The organism is Streptomyces sp. NPDC127117, from assembly GCF_042677325.1.
GTDB lineage: Bacteria > Actinomycetota > Actinomycetes > Streptomycetales > Streptomycetaceae > Streptomyces.
Map to the genome: position 1 here is coordinate 12485 of NZ_JBHXTM010000041.1, position 15282 is coordinate 27766.

Annotated in this window: 11 protein-coding genes; 10 read left to right on the forward strand and 1 reads right to left on the reverse strand. The window is 70.4% G+C overall.

Going from position 1 to position 15282, the window contains the following annotated elements:
- Positions 1–24 precede the first annotated feature (24 nt).
- From ACFVH0_RS29235 to ACFVH0_RS29260, 6 genes are all read left to right on the forward strand, one after another.
- Positions 25–999, forward strand: coding sequence for an ABC transporter substrate-binding protein (locus tag ACFVH0_RS29235; RefSeq protein WP_385824997.1), 975 nt, complete (start codon positions 25–27; stop codon positions 997–999).
- 53 nt (positions 1000–1052) lie between these two features.
- A complete protein-coding gene (locus ACFVH0_RS29240) occupies positions 1053–2120 on the forward strand; it encodes an LLM class flavin-dependent oxidoreductase (protein ID WP_385824999.1) in 1068 nt (355 codons plus the stop codon).
- A 17-nt stretch (positions 2121–2137) separates the two neighbouring features.
- A complete protein-coding gene (locus ACFVH0_RS29245; RefSeq protein ID WP_385825085.1) occupies positions 2138–3418 on the forward strand; it encodes an NtaA/DmoA family FMN-dependent monooxygenase in 1281 nt (426 codons plus the stop codon).
- 4 nt (positions 3419–3422) lie between these two features.
- The gene (locus ACFVH0_RS29250) at positions 3423–4238 is read left to right on the forward strand and encodes a DUF1684 domain-containing protein (protein ID WP_385825001.1); all 816 of its coding nucleotides are present in this window, start codon (positions 3423–3425) and stop codon (positions 4236–4238) included.
- A 255-nt stretch (positions 4239–4493) separates the two neighbouring features.
- Positions 4494–5393, forward strand: a complete 900-nt coding sequence (locus ACFVH0_RS29255) for a S1 family peptidase (RefSeq protein ID WP_385825003.1) — start codon at positions 4494–4496, stop codon at positions 5391–5393.
- A gap of 211 nt (positions 5394–5604) precedes the next feature.
- Positions 5605–6084, forward strand: a complete 480-nt coding sequence (locus ACFVH0_RS29260) for a hypothetical protein (RefSeq protein WP_385825005.1) — start codon at positions 5605–5607, stop codon at positions 6082–6084.
- A gap of 30 nt (positions 6085–6114) precedes the next feature.
- Here ACFVH0_RS29260 and ACFVH0_RS29265 read toward each other — a convergent pair whose 3' ends face one another.
- On the reverse strand, positions 6115–7011 hold the full coding sequence (locus ACFVH0_RS29265) for a DUF4231 domain-containing protein (RefSeq protein WP_385825087.1): 897 nt from the start codon (positions 7009–7011) through the stop codon (positions 6115–6117).
- 256 nt (positions 7012–7267) lie between these two features.
- Between ACFVH0_RS29265 and fxsA the strand changes: the two genes are divergently transcribed.
- From fxsA to fxsT, 4 genes are all read left to right on the forward strand, one after another.
- Complete coding sequence (gene fxsA, locus ACFVH0_RS29270; protein WP_385825007.1) at positions 7268–7435, forward strand: FxSxx-COOH cyclophane-containing RiPP peptide; 168 nt, start codon at positions 7268–7270, stop codon at positions 7433–7435.
- Positions 7436–7502: 67 nt separating this feature from the next.
- Positions 7503–9749 (forward strand): radical SAM/SPASM protein FxsBH, inactivated beta-hydroxylase extension form, encoded by a 2247-nt coding sequence (gene fxsBH, locus ACFVH0_RS29275; protein ID WP_385825009.1) that lies wholly within the window; start codon positions 7503–7505, stop codon positions 9747–9749.
- A gap of 204 nt (positions 9750–9953) precedes the next feature.
- Positions 9954–11315, forward strand: coding sequence for an FxsC protein (gene fsxC / locus ACFVH0_RS29280; RefSeq protein ID WP_385825011.1), 1362 nt, complete (start codon positions 9954–9956; stop codon positions 11313–11315).
- Entirely contained in the window at positions 11299–15228 is a 3930-nt protein-coding gene (fxsT, locus tag ACFVH0_RS29285; protein ID WP_385825013.1) for an FxSxx-COOH system tetratricopeptide repeat protein, read from the forward strand. The genes fsxC and fxsT overlap by 17 nt, the downstream gene beginning before the upstream one ends.
- Positions 15229–15282: the final 54 nt, after the last annotated feature.

A 15282-nucleotide genomic window follows, 5' to 3' on the forward strand; every position in this document is an offset into this window, starting at 1 on the left:
ATGTTCACCTCCAGGAGTACCCCCGTGCCCGTCCGCCGTCCCCTGTCCGCCGCGCTCGCCACCCTCACCGCCGCCGGGCTGCTCACCGCCTGCGGCGCCGGTGGCGCCACGACCGCCGAGGTGAAGCCGGAGGGGCAGCGGGGCGCCGGCATCAACATCGGCCCCGACCAGCACCGGATCAGGGGCGAGAAGGACGAGGCCATCGCGGCGAAGGTGCCCGCAGCCATCCGTGAGCGGGGCACGCTGCGGCTGGGCGCGAGCGCCGACGCCTCGCCACCGCTCGGCTTCTACGCGACCGACGACAGGACGCGGATCGGTTCCGAGATCGACATGGCGACCCTGATCGCCGACACGCTCGGCCTGGAGCCGCGGTTCGAGCAGGTCTCCTGGGAGAACCTCTTCGTCGGCCTGGACAGCTCCAAGTTCGACGGCGTGCTCTCCAACGTCACGGTCACCGAGGAGCGCAAGGAGAAGTACGACTTCGCGACCTACCGGCTCGACAACATCGCCTTCGAGGCCAAGAAGGGCTCCGGCTGGAAGGTGAAGGGGCCGAAGGACGTGGCGGGGCGGACCGTCGCCGTCTCGTCCGGGACCAACCAGGAGAAGATCCTCGTCGACTGGAGCGAGGAGAACGTCAGGGCCGGGCGGAAACCGGTCGGGATCAAGTACTTCCAGAAGGACACCGACTACTACCTGGCGCTCCAGTCCGGCCGGATCGACGCCTACCTGGGCCCCAGCCCGTCCGCCAACTACCACGTCGCGTCGGCCGGCCAGTCCGAGATCGTCGGCACGCTGTCGGGCGCGGGCGACGGGCTCCAGGGCAAGATCGCCGCCACCACGAAGAAGGGCAGCGGTCTGGTGGAGGCGTACGCGGCGGCCATCGACCACATCGTGCGGGACGGCTCGTACGCCAGGGTGCTGAAGCGCTGGGGGCTCACCGACGAGGCCGTCACGAAGTCGGAGATCAACCCGCCCGGCCTGCCCAGGCCCGGGAGCTGAGTCCCGCGGGATCCCCGAGAGAACACCTGAGAGAGCCCTGGAGAGGTAACACCATGCCCGCAACCGCCCCCCTTCACCTGGCCGCCGAGATCGGCGGTCCGCCGCGCTACGACCCCGGGCACTACACCGGCCTCGCCCGGCTCGCCGAGCACGGCGCCCTCGACTTCGTCACGCTCGGCGACTCCTTCGCCAGACCCGGCCCCGACGCGCTCGCCGTGCTCTCCCGGGTCGCGCCCGCCACCGGCCGGATCGGCCTGGTGCCCACCGTCACCACCACCCACACCGAGCCGTTCCACGTGTCGTCCGCCGTGGCCACCCTGGACTGGGTGAGCCGCGGCCGGGCGGGCTGGTACGTCGATGTGTCGACCACCGAGGCCGAGGCCCGGCTGTTCGGCCGGCGCCCGGCGGCGCCCGCCGACGAGCTGTGGCGCGAGGCCTCCGACAGCGCCGAGGTGGGTGCCCGGCTGTGGGACAGCTGGGAGGACGACGCCGAGATCAGGGACGTCGCCACCGGCCGCTTCATCGACCGGGACAAGCTGCACTACATCGACTTCGAGGGAGCCGCCTTCTCCGTCCGGGGCCCGGCCATCGTGCCCCGGCCCCCGCAGGGCCGCCCGGTCACCGTCGTCGACGGGACGAGCGGCCCGGCCCGGGAGACCGCCGCCCGCCACGCGGACGTCGTACTGGTCCGGGCCACCACCCCCGAGCAGGCCGCCGGAGCCCGTACCGATCTGCGCCGGCGCGCGGCGGCGTACGGACGCGACCCCGGCGCGCTCCGGGTCCTGGTCGCGCTCACCGTCGACCTCGGCGACGCCGAGACCGCCCCGGAACCGGGACTGGAGAGCGGACCACCGCTCGCCGCGGGTGGCTCGTACTACCGGGGCGGCCCGGTCGACCTCGCCGAACTGATCACCCGGTGGCACCGCGGCGGCGCGGCGGACGGCTTCCACCTCACGCCCATCAGCCCCGGGCGCGACCTCGAACGGATCGTCAACGGCACCGTGGCGCTGCTCCAGCACCGCGGCCTGTTCCGCACCTTCTACCCCGGCGGCACCCTCCGCGAGCACCTGGGGCTGGCCCGCCCCGCCAACCGGTACGCACTCGAAGGAGGACGGGCATGAGCACCGCGACGAGGCAGATGCATCTGGCCGCCCACTTCCCGGGCGTCAACAACACCACCGTCTGGGCGGACCCCCGCTCCAGGAGCCAGATCGACTTCTCCTCCTTCGAGTACCTCGCCCGCACCGCGGAGCGCGGCAGGTTCGACTTCTTCTTCCTCGCCGAGGGGCTGCGGCTGCGCGAGCACAATGGCCGCATCCACGACCTGGACGTGGTCGGCCGCCCCGAATCCCTCACCGTGCTGGCCGCGCTGGCGGCCGTCACCGACCGCCTCGGCCTCGCCGCCACCGTCAACGCCACCTTCAACGAGCCGTACGAACTGGCCCGCCGCCTGGCCACCCTCGACCACCTCAGCGAGGGCCGGGCCGCCTGGAACGTCGTCACCTCCTTCGACGCCTTCACCGGGGAGAACTTCCGGCGCGGCGGCTATCTCGACCGGGCCGACCGGTACACCAGGGCCGCCGAGTTCGTCGCCACCGCCCGCGAACTGTGGGACACCTGGAGCCCCGACGGCACCCCGCGCCCGTTCGCGCACCGGGGGCAGCACTTCGCCATCGAGGGCGAGTTCACCGTCCCGCGCTCCCCGCAGGGCCATCCGGTCGTCATCCAGGCCGGTGACTCCCCGGACGGCCGTGAGTTCGCCGCGTCCACCGCCGACATCGTCTTCACCCGGCACGGCACCCTGGAGTCGGGCCGCGCCTTCTACGCGGATGTCAAGGGGCGGCTGGCGAAGTACGGCAGGGAACCCGACGAGCTGAAGATCATGCCCGGGGTCACCTTCGTACTCGGCGACAGCGACGCCGAGGCCCAGGAGCGGGCGGCCGAGATCCGCCTCCAGCAGATCTCCCCGCAGAACGCGCTGCTGGCCCTGGAACAGGTCTGGGGCCGCGACCTGTCCGCCTTCGATCCCGACGGGCCGCTGCCCGACATCGACCCGGACCCCGGCTCCTCGCTGGTCCAGGGCCGGGTCAAGCACGGTGACCCGCTCGCCGTCGCTGCGCGCTGGCGGGCGCTGTCCGAGGAGAAGGGGCTGTCCATCCGGCAGACCGTCATCGAGACGACCGGCCGGCAGTCCTTCATCGGCAGTCCCCGGACGGTCGCGGAGCAGCTCACCGAGTTCGTCGCCGCCGACGCCGCCGACGGATTCATCCTCGTACCGCACCTGACCCCCGGCGGCCTGGACGACTTCGTCGACCGGGTCGTCCCGCTGCTCCAGGAGCGCGGGGTGTTCCGCTCCGAGTACGGCGGTCCCACGCTGCGGTCGCACCTCGGGCTCGCCGAGCCGGTATGGAAGGGTTGACCGCATGAGCACGGACGCACAGCAGCCGCACGGATCCGAGCAGGCGGCACAGGACTGGAAGCACTGGCACGAGGAGCGCACCGCCACGGTCTCAGGGCCCTACGGACCGCTCTCCCTCACCGGCACCCACTGGCTCTCCGACCACCCGGAGGGCCGCATCCCCGAGGTACCCGGGCAGTGGCGGGAGGACGGCGACGAACTGGTGCTCAGCGCCTGTGCCGCGGACGGGCTGACCGTCGACGGCGAGCCCTTCACCGGACAGGTCCGCCTCACCGCCGACCGCGGCCCGATCGACAGGTCCCGCGTCGCGCACGGCGAGCGGCGGCTGGTCGTGCTGAGCCGCGAAGGGCTCTGGGCGGTACGGGACTTCGACCCGGACTCCCCGGCGCGGCGCGCCTTCCGGGCCATCGAGGCCGACCCGTACGACGCCCGCTGGGTGCTGCCGGGGACCTTCCGGCCGTACGACAGCGCCCGCACGGTCCGGGTGGAGAACGCCGACGGGGTCGAGCGCGGTCTCGGGCTCGCCGGTGAGATCGCCTTCGAGGTCGACGGCACGGAGCACACGCTGCATGCCGCGGTCGAGCCCGACGGCTCGCTCTGGGCGGTCTTCGCCGACGCCACCAGCGGGAAGAGCAGCTACCGCTTCCGGTTCCTGCGGCCCGCGGCACCGGCCGAGGACGGCAGTGTGACGGTCGACCTCAACCGCGCGCTGCTGCCGCCGTGCGCCTTCGCGGACCACTTCATCTGCCCCTTCCCGCCGCCCGGCAACACCCTTCCCGTCGCCGTCGAGGCGGGGGAGCGCAACCGCGTCGACGGCTGAAGCGAGGTCATATTTCTTCGGGGCGGCGGCCCCGGCAGCTTGCCTGCTGCCGGGGCCGTTGCCATGCGGTCGGGGCAAGTTCAGGCCAGCAGGCCCTCTTGCGCCACAAGTTGACGCCTTGAATACTCCCGAGCAGCGCTTGTCAGGAGCACGGCATGTCCGCGCTGCGGGCTCACGGCCGTGCGAACGACTGCGCCTCACGGGTCCGACCACCCCACAGGCGGACCCCCGACTTCCCCTCGGGAGGAATGAAAAGTGAGGATCAAGCGCACCACCCCCCTCAGCGGCACCGCGAGACGCACCAGGGCCGTCGCCATCGCCGCGGGCCTCGTTGCCGTCGCCGCCCTCGCCGTCCCCAGCGCCCAGGCCGACACCAACACCACCTTCAGCGCCGCGCAGCTCACCGCCGCGAGCGACGCCGTGCTCGGCGCCGACGTGGCGGGCACCGCGTGGAACGTCGACCCGGTGAGCAAGAAGCTCGTGGTCACCGTCGACCGCACGGTCTCGAAGGCCGAAATCGAACAGATCAAGCAGTCCGCCGGGGTCAACGCCGGCGCCCTGAAGATCGAGCGCACGTCCGGGAAGATCAGCAAACTGCTCTCCGGCGGCGACGCGATCTACGCCCCCGGCTGGCGCTGCTCCCTCGGGTTCAACGTCCGCAGCGGCAGCACCTACTACTTCCTGACCGCCGGTCACTGCACCGACGGCAACCCGCCCTGGTACACCAACTCGTCGAACTCGACCAGCATCGGCCCGACGGTCGGCTCCAGCTTCCCGACCAACGACTACGGCCTGGTCCGGTACGACAACGCCTCGGTCTCCCACGAGGGCACCGTCGGCAGCGTCGACATCACCAGCGCGGCCAACGCCACGGTCGGCATGTCCGTCACCCGCCGCGGCTCCACCACCGGTACCCACAGCGGCTCGGTCACGGGCCTCAACGCCACGGTCAACTACGGCGGCGGGGACATCGTCTACGGAATGATCAAGACCAACGTCTGCGCGGAGCCCGGCGACTCCGGCGGCCCGCTCTACTCCGGCTCCAAGGCGATCGGCCTCACCTCCGGCGGCAGCGGCGACTGCTCCTCGGGCGGCACGACGTACTTCCAGCCGGTCACCGAGGCACTCAGCGCGTACGGGGTCAGCGTCTACTGACACCCCCGCACCCCCGGTCCGGTGCTCGAACACGCAGTCGACCGAGAAGGAGCCCCTGCCCGAATGCCGGGCGGGGGCTCCCGCTCACCCCGCGGCTTTTGAGAGGATGTGGGGCAGGTCGGTCACGCAGGAGCAACGGGGGCCGGTGCTGAGCCAGCCGGAGGGATGACCTCCGGAACCCCCGGCAGACACCTCAGGGGGTTCCAGGTCCGTGAAACGCATCGGAGTGACCGGTCATCGCACCATCCCGCAGGAGGCCCACGCCCATGTGATGGAGGGGTTACGGGCGGCGCTCTGCGGCCTCGAAGGCTCCCTGGAGGCCCTCTCCAGCCTGGCGGTGGGGGCGGACCAGATCTTCGCCGACCTCGCGCTGGCCTGCGGCGCCGACCTCACCGTGGTGATCCCGAGCGGCGACTACGAGTCCTGCTTCGAGGACGCGGCCGAACTCGCCCGCTACCGGGCCCTCAAGGGCCGGGCGGTCCGGGAGGTCCGGCTCGGCTACCCGCACTCCACCGACGAGGCGTACTACGCGGCCGGCGCGTACATCGCGGACAACTGCGACCGGCTGCTCGCGGTGTGGGACGGCAGGCCGGCCCGCGGCCTCGGCGGCACGGGCGACATCGTGACGTACGCCCGCAGCCTGGGCCGCCCGGTCACGGTGATCTGGCGCGAGGGCGTGGAGCGGGGCTGACCGCGGCCGCCCGGCATCACTGACGTCACGTCACATCTGGTGTCGGGCAAGCCAGTCGGTGTGCTGCGGGGAGACGATGCGCTCGGTCTCGAACACCGCGCCCGGCCACTGGCGCTCGGTCAGTGTGGTCTCCATCGCCACCTGCATCGCCTCCAGGTCCTCCTCCACCAGCGAGTGGGCCGAGATCAGCGGGTGGTGGCGGCGCATCTCGCTCCACGCCAGACACGAGGCCGCCGCCGCCGACAGCACCCCCGTCAGGGCGAAGGACTGGGTGACGGAGAACGTCCGCAGCAGGGCGAGGACCAGTGCGAGCGCGGTCAGCGCGGCAATGGTGGTCGACCAGACCAGGGTGGCGCGCCGGGACACCTCCTGGCGCCTGCGGTACCAACTTCTCTGCTCGATAAGGCGGTCCCGCACATACGTCTCCTTGCGTACGGTGAACGCCTTGTCCCGCAACTCGCGCATCGATTCGGTGATCAGCCCGCCCGAATCGGCGGTCAGGTCGCGGGGGTCGGCCCATCCCACTTTGCGAAGTTCCTGAAGGCCCTCTTCGAGACGGTTCGCGAACACCGCCTCGGGGTGTTGGGTTCCGGTGTCGAACGGTGATCCGTGCACCGAGTAACGCCAGCACATCGACTTGATGAACTCTGCCGCCGAGCGGTTCAGTTGCCAATGCGACTTTGCTTTGCGCCGGGCGGAGAGGTACGTCGTGATCAGGACACCGAGGTAGGCCAACGCGCCGACCGCATCGGTGAGTTGAAACGTGTCACCCAGCTCGGCGTGCCAGGGGACGGCGGCCGGTGCGGCCCCCGTGACCAGGAGAATCAGTTGAATGCGGGTGGTGTTCACCGCCTCCCGCTGCCTCGCAATGGCTATCCCGTCCGTGTGGTGAAAGAGCGCCGGAAGATCGGCGTTCCTGAAGACCATGCTCCGGAGCGGCCCGGGAAGCGCCGTCATGTTCACTCCCGTCTGCGGTTATGTCGTCACCTCAATGGCGGAATCGGTGGTTCCGTTCGATTCGGGACGGCCTCATGTGACGCTCTCGTTCCAAGTGGTCGTCCTCAGTTGCCAACCGAGGCCATGAGAGTAAAGTCGTGCCGCCGGACACTGCAATGGTGCAGATACTGTTGCTGCATTCCTGTCCGGAACCCTTCCATCGGAACAAATCCCCTCAAGGACGGCCGTGAACACCTCTGAATCCTCCCTCTCCTTCGCCGTTGCGAAGAAGAATCGTGTGCCGCTCGCCCAGATCGATGTCCGCGGCGGTGCCGCAGCACGGAAGCTCGCCCGCGTGCACGCCGTGCCGGACGGTCGCCCCACCCAGGCATCGACCTTCAACTCGGCACTCTGAAACAACCAGCCGAACGCCTCGTGAACCGAAGCTCCGACCACCCCTTCGGGCTGGCTAGACTGGTGGAATGACAGGACCCCTGGTCCCTTTCCGCGAAGTCGTTCTCAAGGTTCACAGCAGGTGTGATCTTGCTTGTGACCATTGCTATGTCTATGAACATGCAGATCAGAGCTGGCGAACCCGGCCCAAAACAATCTCTGATGATGTCATCTTCCGGACTGCTCAGCGTTTGGCCGAGCATGCCAAGGCACATGCACTGCCCTCCGTGTCAGTGATCCTGCACGGAGGGGAGCCTCTACTGGCGGGGCCCGCCCGATTGCGGCGAGTCTGCGAAGTGCTCACCTCCGCCTTCGACGGCGTCGCGGAACTCGACCTCCGTATCCATACCAACGGACTCCAGCTCAGTCCGCGGTATCTCGACCTCTTCGACGAGTTCGACGTCAGGGTCGGCATCTCCCTCGACGGCGACCGGGCCGCCAACGACCGGCACCGCCGCTACGCGGACGGACGCAGCAGCCACCCCCTGGTCCTCAAGGCCGTCGAACTGCTCCGGCAGGAGCGCTATCGCCACCTCGATCTCGGGCTCCTGTGCACCATCGACATCGAGAACGATCCGGTCGCGGTCCTCGACGCGCTCACCGAGCTCGACCCGCCGCTCATCGACTTCCTGCTCCCGCACGCCACCTGGGACGACCCGCCGCCCCGCCCGGACGGTTCGCCCACCGCCTACGCCGACTGGCTCCTCGCGGTCTTCGACCGCTGGCAGGAGCAGGGGCGTCCGGTGCCGGTGCGGCTCTTCTCCTCGGTGCTGTCCACGCTGAGCGGCGGACCCAGCCTCACCGAGTCCCTGGGGCTCGCCCCGACCGACCTCGTCGTCGTCGAGACCGACGGCCAGCTGGAGCAGGTCGACTCGCTCAAGAGCGCCTACGAAGGTGCCGCGGCCACCGGCTTCGACGTCTTCACCCACACCTTCGACGAGGTGGCGGCCCACCCCGGGGTGCAAGCCCGTCAGCTCGGGCTGGCCGGCGTCAGCGAGACCTGCCGCCGCTGTCCCGTCGTGCGCTCGTGCGGCGGCGGTCTCTACACCCACCGGTACCGCTCCACCGGGCCGTCCGGCGAGTTCGACAACCCCTCCGTGTACTGCGAGGACCTGGCCGCCCTGGTGCGCGGCATCGAGGCGCGCACGGCCGCGTCCCTCGTCGCGCCCGAGCTGGCCGATCCGGTCGAACTGGCCGCCTCCCAGCGAGACCTCACCCGAATGCTGCTGGCCCGGCTGAACGCCGACGTCGAGGAGCGGGGCGACGAGCGGTGGACCCGGGCCTGGGAGCTGGCCGCCGCCATCGAGGGCTCCGAGGAGGGGGCCAGGGGTCTGGACGCGGTGCTGTCCCACCCGTACACCCGCACCTGGCTGCTCCGCGCCCTGGAGGCGCTCCACGAGCGGCCGGGGGAGACGCGGGACGCGCTGTGGCTGCCCGCGTATCTCGCCGCCGCCGCCGTACGGGCCGGTCTCGACCTCTCGGTGGGTGTGGGCTACACGGACGGCAGGCTGGTCCTGCCGGGTCTCGGCGAGTTGCGGATCGGGGGATCGGCGGAGCGCGGCACGGCGCGGGTGCGTGCCGTCGAGGGCGGCTTCCTGGTCCGGCGGGACGAGGGGGATCCGGCCGAGCGGCGGATCGCGCTGTCGTCGACGGCCGGTCCCGGCTGGCGACCGGTGCGCCGGCTCGTGGTGCCCGGTGGGGCGTGCGCCCCGGCGCTCGATCTGGTGCTCGACGACCTCGACCCGTACCGCGACTGCTTCGCCGCGCCGGCCGCGGCCGCGCTCGACGACCGCACCGCCGCGGACCTGTCGGGCAGGATCGCTGACGCCTGGGAGCTGATCGGGACGAAGGCTCCGCTGCGGGCCGCGGAGATGGCTGGGCGCCTCACCACCCTCACACCGCTCACCGGCCTCGCCCCCGCCGAACCCGCCGTGGGCCGGCACGGCCGCGGCGCGCTGGGCATCGCGGCGGACGGCAGCGCCGAGGAGCTGGCGATCGCGCTGCTGCGGGGATCGCGGCGGGCCGAATTGCGGGCGCTGGCCGATGTCACGGATCTTTACGCGGCGGACGGCTCCTGGGAACATCGGATTCCTTGGGAGGAAGAATCAGTTCCGTTTTCCCGGTTGCTGACCGACACCTATGAGCGGATGGCGTTGGGCGCATTCGAGCCGCGCTGTCTGGAGGGGGTACCGCAGGCCCTCGACACGCTTGAGGGTGCCGCCGAGTTGACCGTGAGTGGAAAGCGGCTGCTGGATCTGATGCGAAAAGAGATCTGAGGGTCGAATTCCGGTTCGGGTGAAGTGTTGGTGCACACGGGACAACTGGGAGGAACAGCCGCAGACCGAATTCGATCAAGGAAATGTTGCGCCGGACCCGGGAACGTATGACTGAAAACCGGCGTTGAATGACCGAACGCCATGGGGGTGGAGCAACGTCCGCTCCGGAATGATGAATTCGCTCGCATTCACTTCAGTCCCCGGATGCGGGTGCTCACACAGGACGGGGGTCGTGTGCACGCAACGACGCAGCAGCGAGCGGCGGACCATCGGCCGTACTTCTTCTTGAGTTATGCCCATACACCGGGCTACGGCCGAGGAACTGACCCCGATATGTGGGTCGAACGCCTCTTCAAGGATCTCTGTGACCATGTATTGGCCATGACGGATCTGCCCGCGGGCGCGCCCGCGGGGTTCATAGACCGCGAGATACGCTCCGGCGAGGGCTGGTCGGAACGGCTCGGTGAGGTGCTCGCCACCTGCCGGGTGTTCGTTCCGCTGTTCTCGCCGCGCTACTTCGCGAGCGAGATGTGCGGCAAGGAGTGGTACGCCTTCGCCCAGCGCGCCATCCATCACCGGGCCCGTTCCAACCAGCGGGCCGAGGCGATCGTTCCGGCGCTCTGGGTGCCGGTACCCCCGAGCCAGCTCCCCGGTCCCGCCGAGCGATTGCAGTTCAACCACCGTGATTTCGGCGACCGTTACGTCAGTGACGGACTCTACGGGCTGATCAAACTCCGGCTCTTCGCGGAGGAGTACGAGCGTGCGGTGTACGAACTCGCCAAGCGCATCGTCAATGTCGCCGACACCATAAGGATCGGCACCGGCCGCCCCGTCGACTACCGGCTGGCTCCCAGTGCCTTCGGACCGCCCAACAGCTCGGTCGGCGGCCCCCGGCCCATGCAGGTGACCATCGCCGCCGCCACCCGGCACGACCTGCCGGCGGGGCGCAACCCCGACTACTACGGCGACAGCCCGCAGGACTGGAACCCCTACCACCCGGCCGCCGCGCGCCCCCTGGCCTATGTCGCCGAGGACCTGGTGCGCTCCCTCAACTACCAGGCGACCATCTCCTCCTTCGACGAGGAGACCGGGCACGGGGAAGGCAAACAGCCGCCCAGCAGGCCGGAGATCCTGCTGGTGGACCGCTGGGCCCTGCAGGACGAGGACCGGTGCCGGCGGCTCGCCGCCTTCGACGCCGAGAACCGCCCCTGGGTGACGATGATCGTGCCGTGGAACCGGGAGGACCACGAGAGCATGGCGGCCGAGGCCGAACTGACCGAGAAGCTCGAACAGACCATGCCGACCAAGATGCGCCAGGGACGGGCCTACTGCCGGGCCGCCGCCAAGGGCGTCCCCAGCATGGAGGCCTTCGGGCAGCTCCTGCCGCAGGTCGTCGAGGTGGCGGCCCAGCAGTACCTGAGACACGCGGCGGTGTACCCACCGGCCACCGGCGGCGGACACACCGAACGGACGCGGCTGATGGGGCCGATGGCCCAGACGAACTACATCCCCGAGACACACGACCCTGCGACGGATGCGGAGGACACGGATGACGGCCAGTCGTGACGGGCGCATCGTCACCTTCTACTCGTACAAGGGCGGCACCGGGCGCACCATGGCCCTGGCCAACACAGCCTGGATACTCGCCGCCAACGGAAAACGGGTACTGGCCGTCGACTGGGACCTGGAGGCACCGGGGCTCCACCGCTTCTTCCACCCGTTCCTCGACCCGTCGACACTCGGTGCCACCACCGGCGTCATCGATCTGATCACCGAGTACGCGTGGGCCGCCACCAGCCCCGTCCAGCGCGCCGACGACTGGCACCGCGACTACGCCCGGATCCAGCCGCACGCCGTCTCCCTCGCCCCGGAGGCGCTCGGCTGGGAGTTCCCGCAGGGCGGCACGCTCGACTTCGTCTCCGCCGGGCGGCAGAACCGCGAATACTCCGCGACCGTCTCCACCTTCGACTGGGACAACTTCTACGACCGGCTCGGCGGCGGTCACTTCTTCGACGCCCTGCGCGACGACATGAAGGCCAACTACGACTACGTCCTCATCGACAGCCGGACCGGCCTCAGCGACATCGCCGACATCTGCACCGTCCACCTCCCCGACGTCCTCGTCGACTGCTTCACGCTCAGCGACCAGTCCATCGACGGCGCCGCTTCCGTCGCCCGGCAGATCTCCGAGCGCTACACCGGCCGCCCCATCTCCATCTTCCCCGTCCCGATGCGCATCGACGAGGGCGAGAAGGAGAAGGCGGACGCCGGCCGGGCGCTGGCCCGGCTGAAGTTCGACCGGCTGCCGCGCAACCTGTCCGGGGACGAACTCACCGCCTACTGGGGCGCGGTGGAGATCCCGTACCGCCCCTACTACGCGTACGAGGAGACCCTCGCCACCTTCGGCGACGAGGCCGGTCTCACCAACTCGCTGCTCTCCGCCTTCGAACGCCTCACCTCCGTCATCACCGACCAGCAGATCACCTCGATGCCACCGGTCGGCGAAGAGGTACGGCTGCGCATCCGGGACGCGTTCACCCGGCGCAGGCCCGCGCTGCCGGCCGATCTCTTCCTCAGCTATGTGGCGGAGAACCGGATGTGGGCCGACTGGATCGAGTCCGTGCTCACCCGGGCCGGGTTCCGCGTCGTACCGCGCGACGTGTCCGCCCAGCGGGAGTCCGCGGAGCCGGCGCCCGCCGAGAACGCCGCCCGTACCGTGGTGCTGCTCTCCAGCGCCTACCTCAAGTCACAGCGCGCGGTGAACCTCTGGGACCGGGCCGTCGCGGAGGACCCCGGCGGCGGCCGGCGCCATCTGCTGCCGCTCAGGGTCGGTGACGTACGGCTCTCCGCGCCCTACATCGACCGCAACCCCGTGGACCTCTTCCGGCTCGACGAGGTGCACGCCACCGCCGCCCTGCTGCGCGCCCTGGACCGGCCCGTGCAGCTCACCGACGCCGTCTCGCCCGGACCGCGCTTCCCTGGCACCGTCCCCAGGATCTGGAACGCCCCGCCGCGCAACCCCGGCTTCACCGGCCGCTCCCTGGTCCTGGAACGGATGCGCGACCAGCTCGGCGGCGGCATGGCCGTGGTGCTGCCGCAGCCGCAGACCCTGTACGGGCTCGGCGGCGTCGGCAAGACCCAGGTGGCCCTGGAGTACGTGCACCGCTTCATGGCCGACTACGACCTGGTCTGGTGGATATCTTCCGAGCAGACCGACGACGTGGTGGCCGCGCTCGCCGAGCTCGCGGTACGGCTCGGCGCCCAGGGCGGCGACGACATGGCGGCCGCTTCCCAGGAGGCCGTGGACCTGCTGCGGCGGGGCGTGCCCTCGGACCGCTGGCTGCTGGTCTTCGACAACGCCGACGACCCCGAACGGCTTCGGCGCTACTTCCCGCAGGGCGGCTCCGGCCACATCCTGGTCACCTCGCGGAACCAGGCGTGGTCCCAGCACGGCGACGCGCTGCCGGTCGACGTCTTCCTGCGCGAGGAGTCCATCGAGCACCTCCAGCGCCGGGCCCCGGGGCTGAGCGACGAGGACGCCGCCCAGGTGGCCACCGCCGTCGGTGACCTGCCGCTGGCCGTCGAGCAGGCGGCGGCCTGGATCGCGGAGACCGCCACCCCGATCGACACCTATCTCGAACAGCTGGCCCAGCAGGCCCCCGAGGTCCTGGCGCTCAACCAGCCGGCCGGATACCCGGAGCCGGTCGCCGCTACCTGGAACATCTCCATCCAGCGGCTCAAGGAGCGCTCGCCCGCCGCGGTGCGGCTGCTCCAGCTCTGCGCCTTCTTCGCACCCGAGCCCATCTCGGGGAACCTCCTGTACAGCAAGGAGATGATCGAGGCGCTGAAGCCGTACGACGCCTCGCTCCAGGAGAAGCTGGTGCTGGGCCGGGTCATCCGCGAGATCGGCCGGTTCGCCCTCGCCAAGGTCGACCAGGTGTCCAACTCCATCCAGGTGCACCGGCTCGTCCAGGCGGTCATCCGGGCGCAGCTCACCGAGGAGGAGCAGCGGGACGCCCGGCATGCCGTCCACCGCATCCTGGCGGGCGCCCGGCCCGACGACGACGAGCCGATCGACAACCCGTCGACCTGGCCGCAGTTCGCCACCATCTGGCCGCACCTCGGCCCGTCCGACGCCCGCAACTGCAAGGAGCCCGAGGCCCGCAGGCTGCTGATCGACCGGGTCCGCTACCTCTGGAAGCGCGGTGACTTCCGGACCGCCACCACGCTCTGCGAGGAGCTGCGCGAGATCTGGCGTCAGACGCTGGGGGAGCGGGACATCCAGTATCTCTACCTCTGCTTCCACCTCTCCAACATCTACCGCTCGCGGGGCCGTTACGTGGAGGCCAGGGAGCTCGACGAGATCACCCTGGCGACACAGCGGGAGGTCCTGGGCCCGGAGCACCCGCACACGTACATGAGCACCAGCAGCCTGGCGACCGACCTCGGCACGCTCGGGGAGTACACCAGGGCGATCGAGCTGGCGACCGAGGCCACCGACGGGTTCAACCAGATCTTCCACGAGTCGCATCCGAGAACGCTGGCGGCGGCCAACAACCTGGCGTTCACCCTGCGGTCGATCGGCCAGTACGCCAAGGCCCGCGAGATCGACCAGGACGTCTTCGACCGGCGCGTCGAGGTGCTCGGCGCGGAACACCCCTACAGCCTCTCCTCCGCCATGAACCTGGCCCGTGACCTGCGGGACGTCGGGCGGTACGAGGACTCGGTCGGCATCCTCAGCCGTACGTACGACAGTTACAAGGCGACGCTCGGCCGGGCCTTCCCGGGCACGCTGAGCGCGGCGAAGAGCCTCGCGGTGTCGCTGCGCCGCGCGGGCAGACTGGAGGACGCCCGCCGGCTGACGGTGGCCACCCGTGCCAGGTACCGGGCCAAATACACCTCCGCCAACCCGGAGTCGCTGGCCTGCGATCTGAATCTGGCGGCCGACCTGTTCGCGGCCGGCGAGGCGACCGAGGCCAGGGACACCGCACAGGAGGTCGTCGACCAGTACATGAAGGTGCCGGGGGAGAAACACCCGTACACCCTCGCCGCGCTGAACAATCTCGGCGTCTACCAGTCGGGGAGCGGCGCGTCCGAGGAGTCGGTGCGGGTGCTGACCAGGGCGGTCGCCGCGATGCGGGAGGTGTACGGGCCGGAGCACCCCAACACGCTGTTCTGCGTGATGAACCTGGCGAACGCGACGGCGGAGCGGGGCGATCTCGATCTGGTGCTGGAGACCGAGGAGAAGGTGTCCGGGCAGCTCAGGAGGGTACTGGGGGCGCATCACCCGGAGACCCTGGCGATGACGTCGAACATGGCGGTCACGCTCGACGCGATGGGGCGCAAGGACGAGTCGCTGCGGCTGAGGTCCGAGACGGTCGAGGAGCTGGCCCGTCAGCTCGGCGACGACCATCCGATGACCCGGATCGCCCGGGACGACGACCGGTTCGAGCGCGAACTGGAACCGACGGCGGTGTGAGCCCCGGGAGCGTCCGGCTCTTCCCGGACGCTCCCGGACCGCCGGGTCCGCCCG

Bases quoted from the DNA above. Each gene is read 5' to 3' on its own strand.
- ACFVH0_RS29240 (WP_385824999.1), top strand. From the start codon at position 1,053: ATGCCCGCAACCGCCCCCCTTCACCTGGCCGCCGAGATCGGCGGTCCG.
- ACFVH0_RS29265 (WP_385825087.1), bottom strand. From the start codon at position 7,011: ATGGTCTTCAGGAACGCCGATCTTCCGGCGCTCTTTCACCACACGGAC.
- ACFVH0_RS29250 (WP_385825001.1), top strand. From the start codon at position 3,423: ATGAGCACGGACGCACAGCAGCCGCACGGATCCGAGCAGGCGGCACAG.
- fxsBH (WP_385825009.1), top strand. From the start codon at position 7,503: ATGACAGGACCCCTGGTCCCTTTCCGCGAAGTCGTTCTCAAGGTTCAC.
- ACFVH0_RS29245 (WP_385825085.1), top strand. From the start codon at position 2,138: ATGCATCTGGCCGCCCACTTCCCGGGCGTCAACAACACCACCGTCTGG.
- fxsT (WP_385825013.1), top strand. From the start codon at position 11,299: ATGACGGCCAGTCGTGACGGGCGCATCGTCACCTTCTACTCGTACAAG.
- fsxC (WP_385825011.1), top strand. From the start codon at position 9,954: ATGCGGGTGCTCACACAGGACGGGGGTCGTGTGCACGCAACGACGCAG.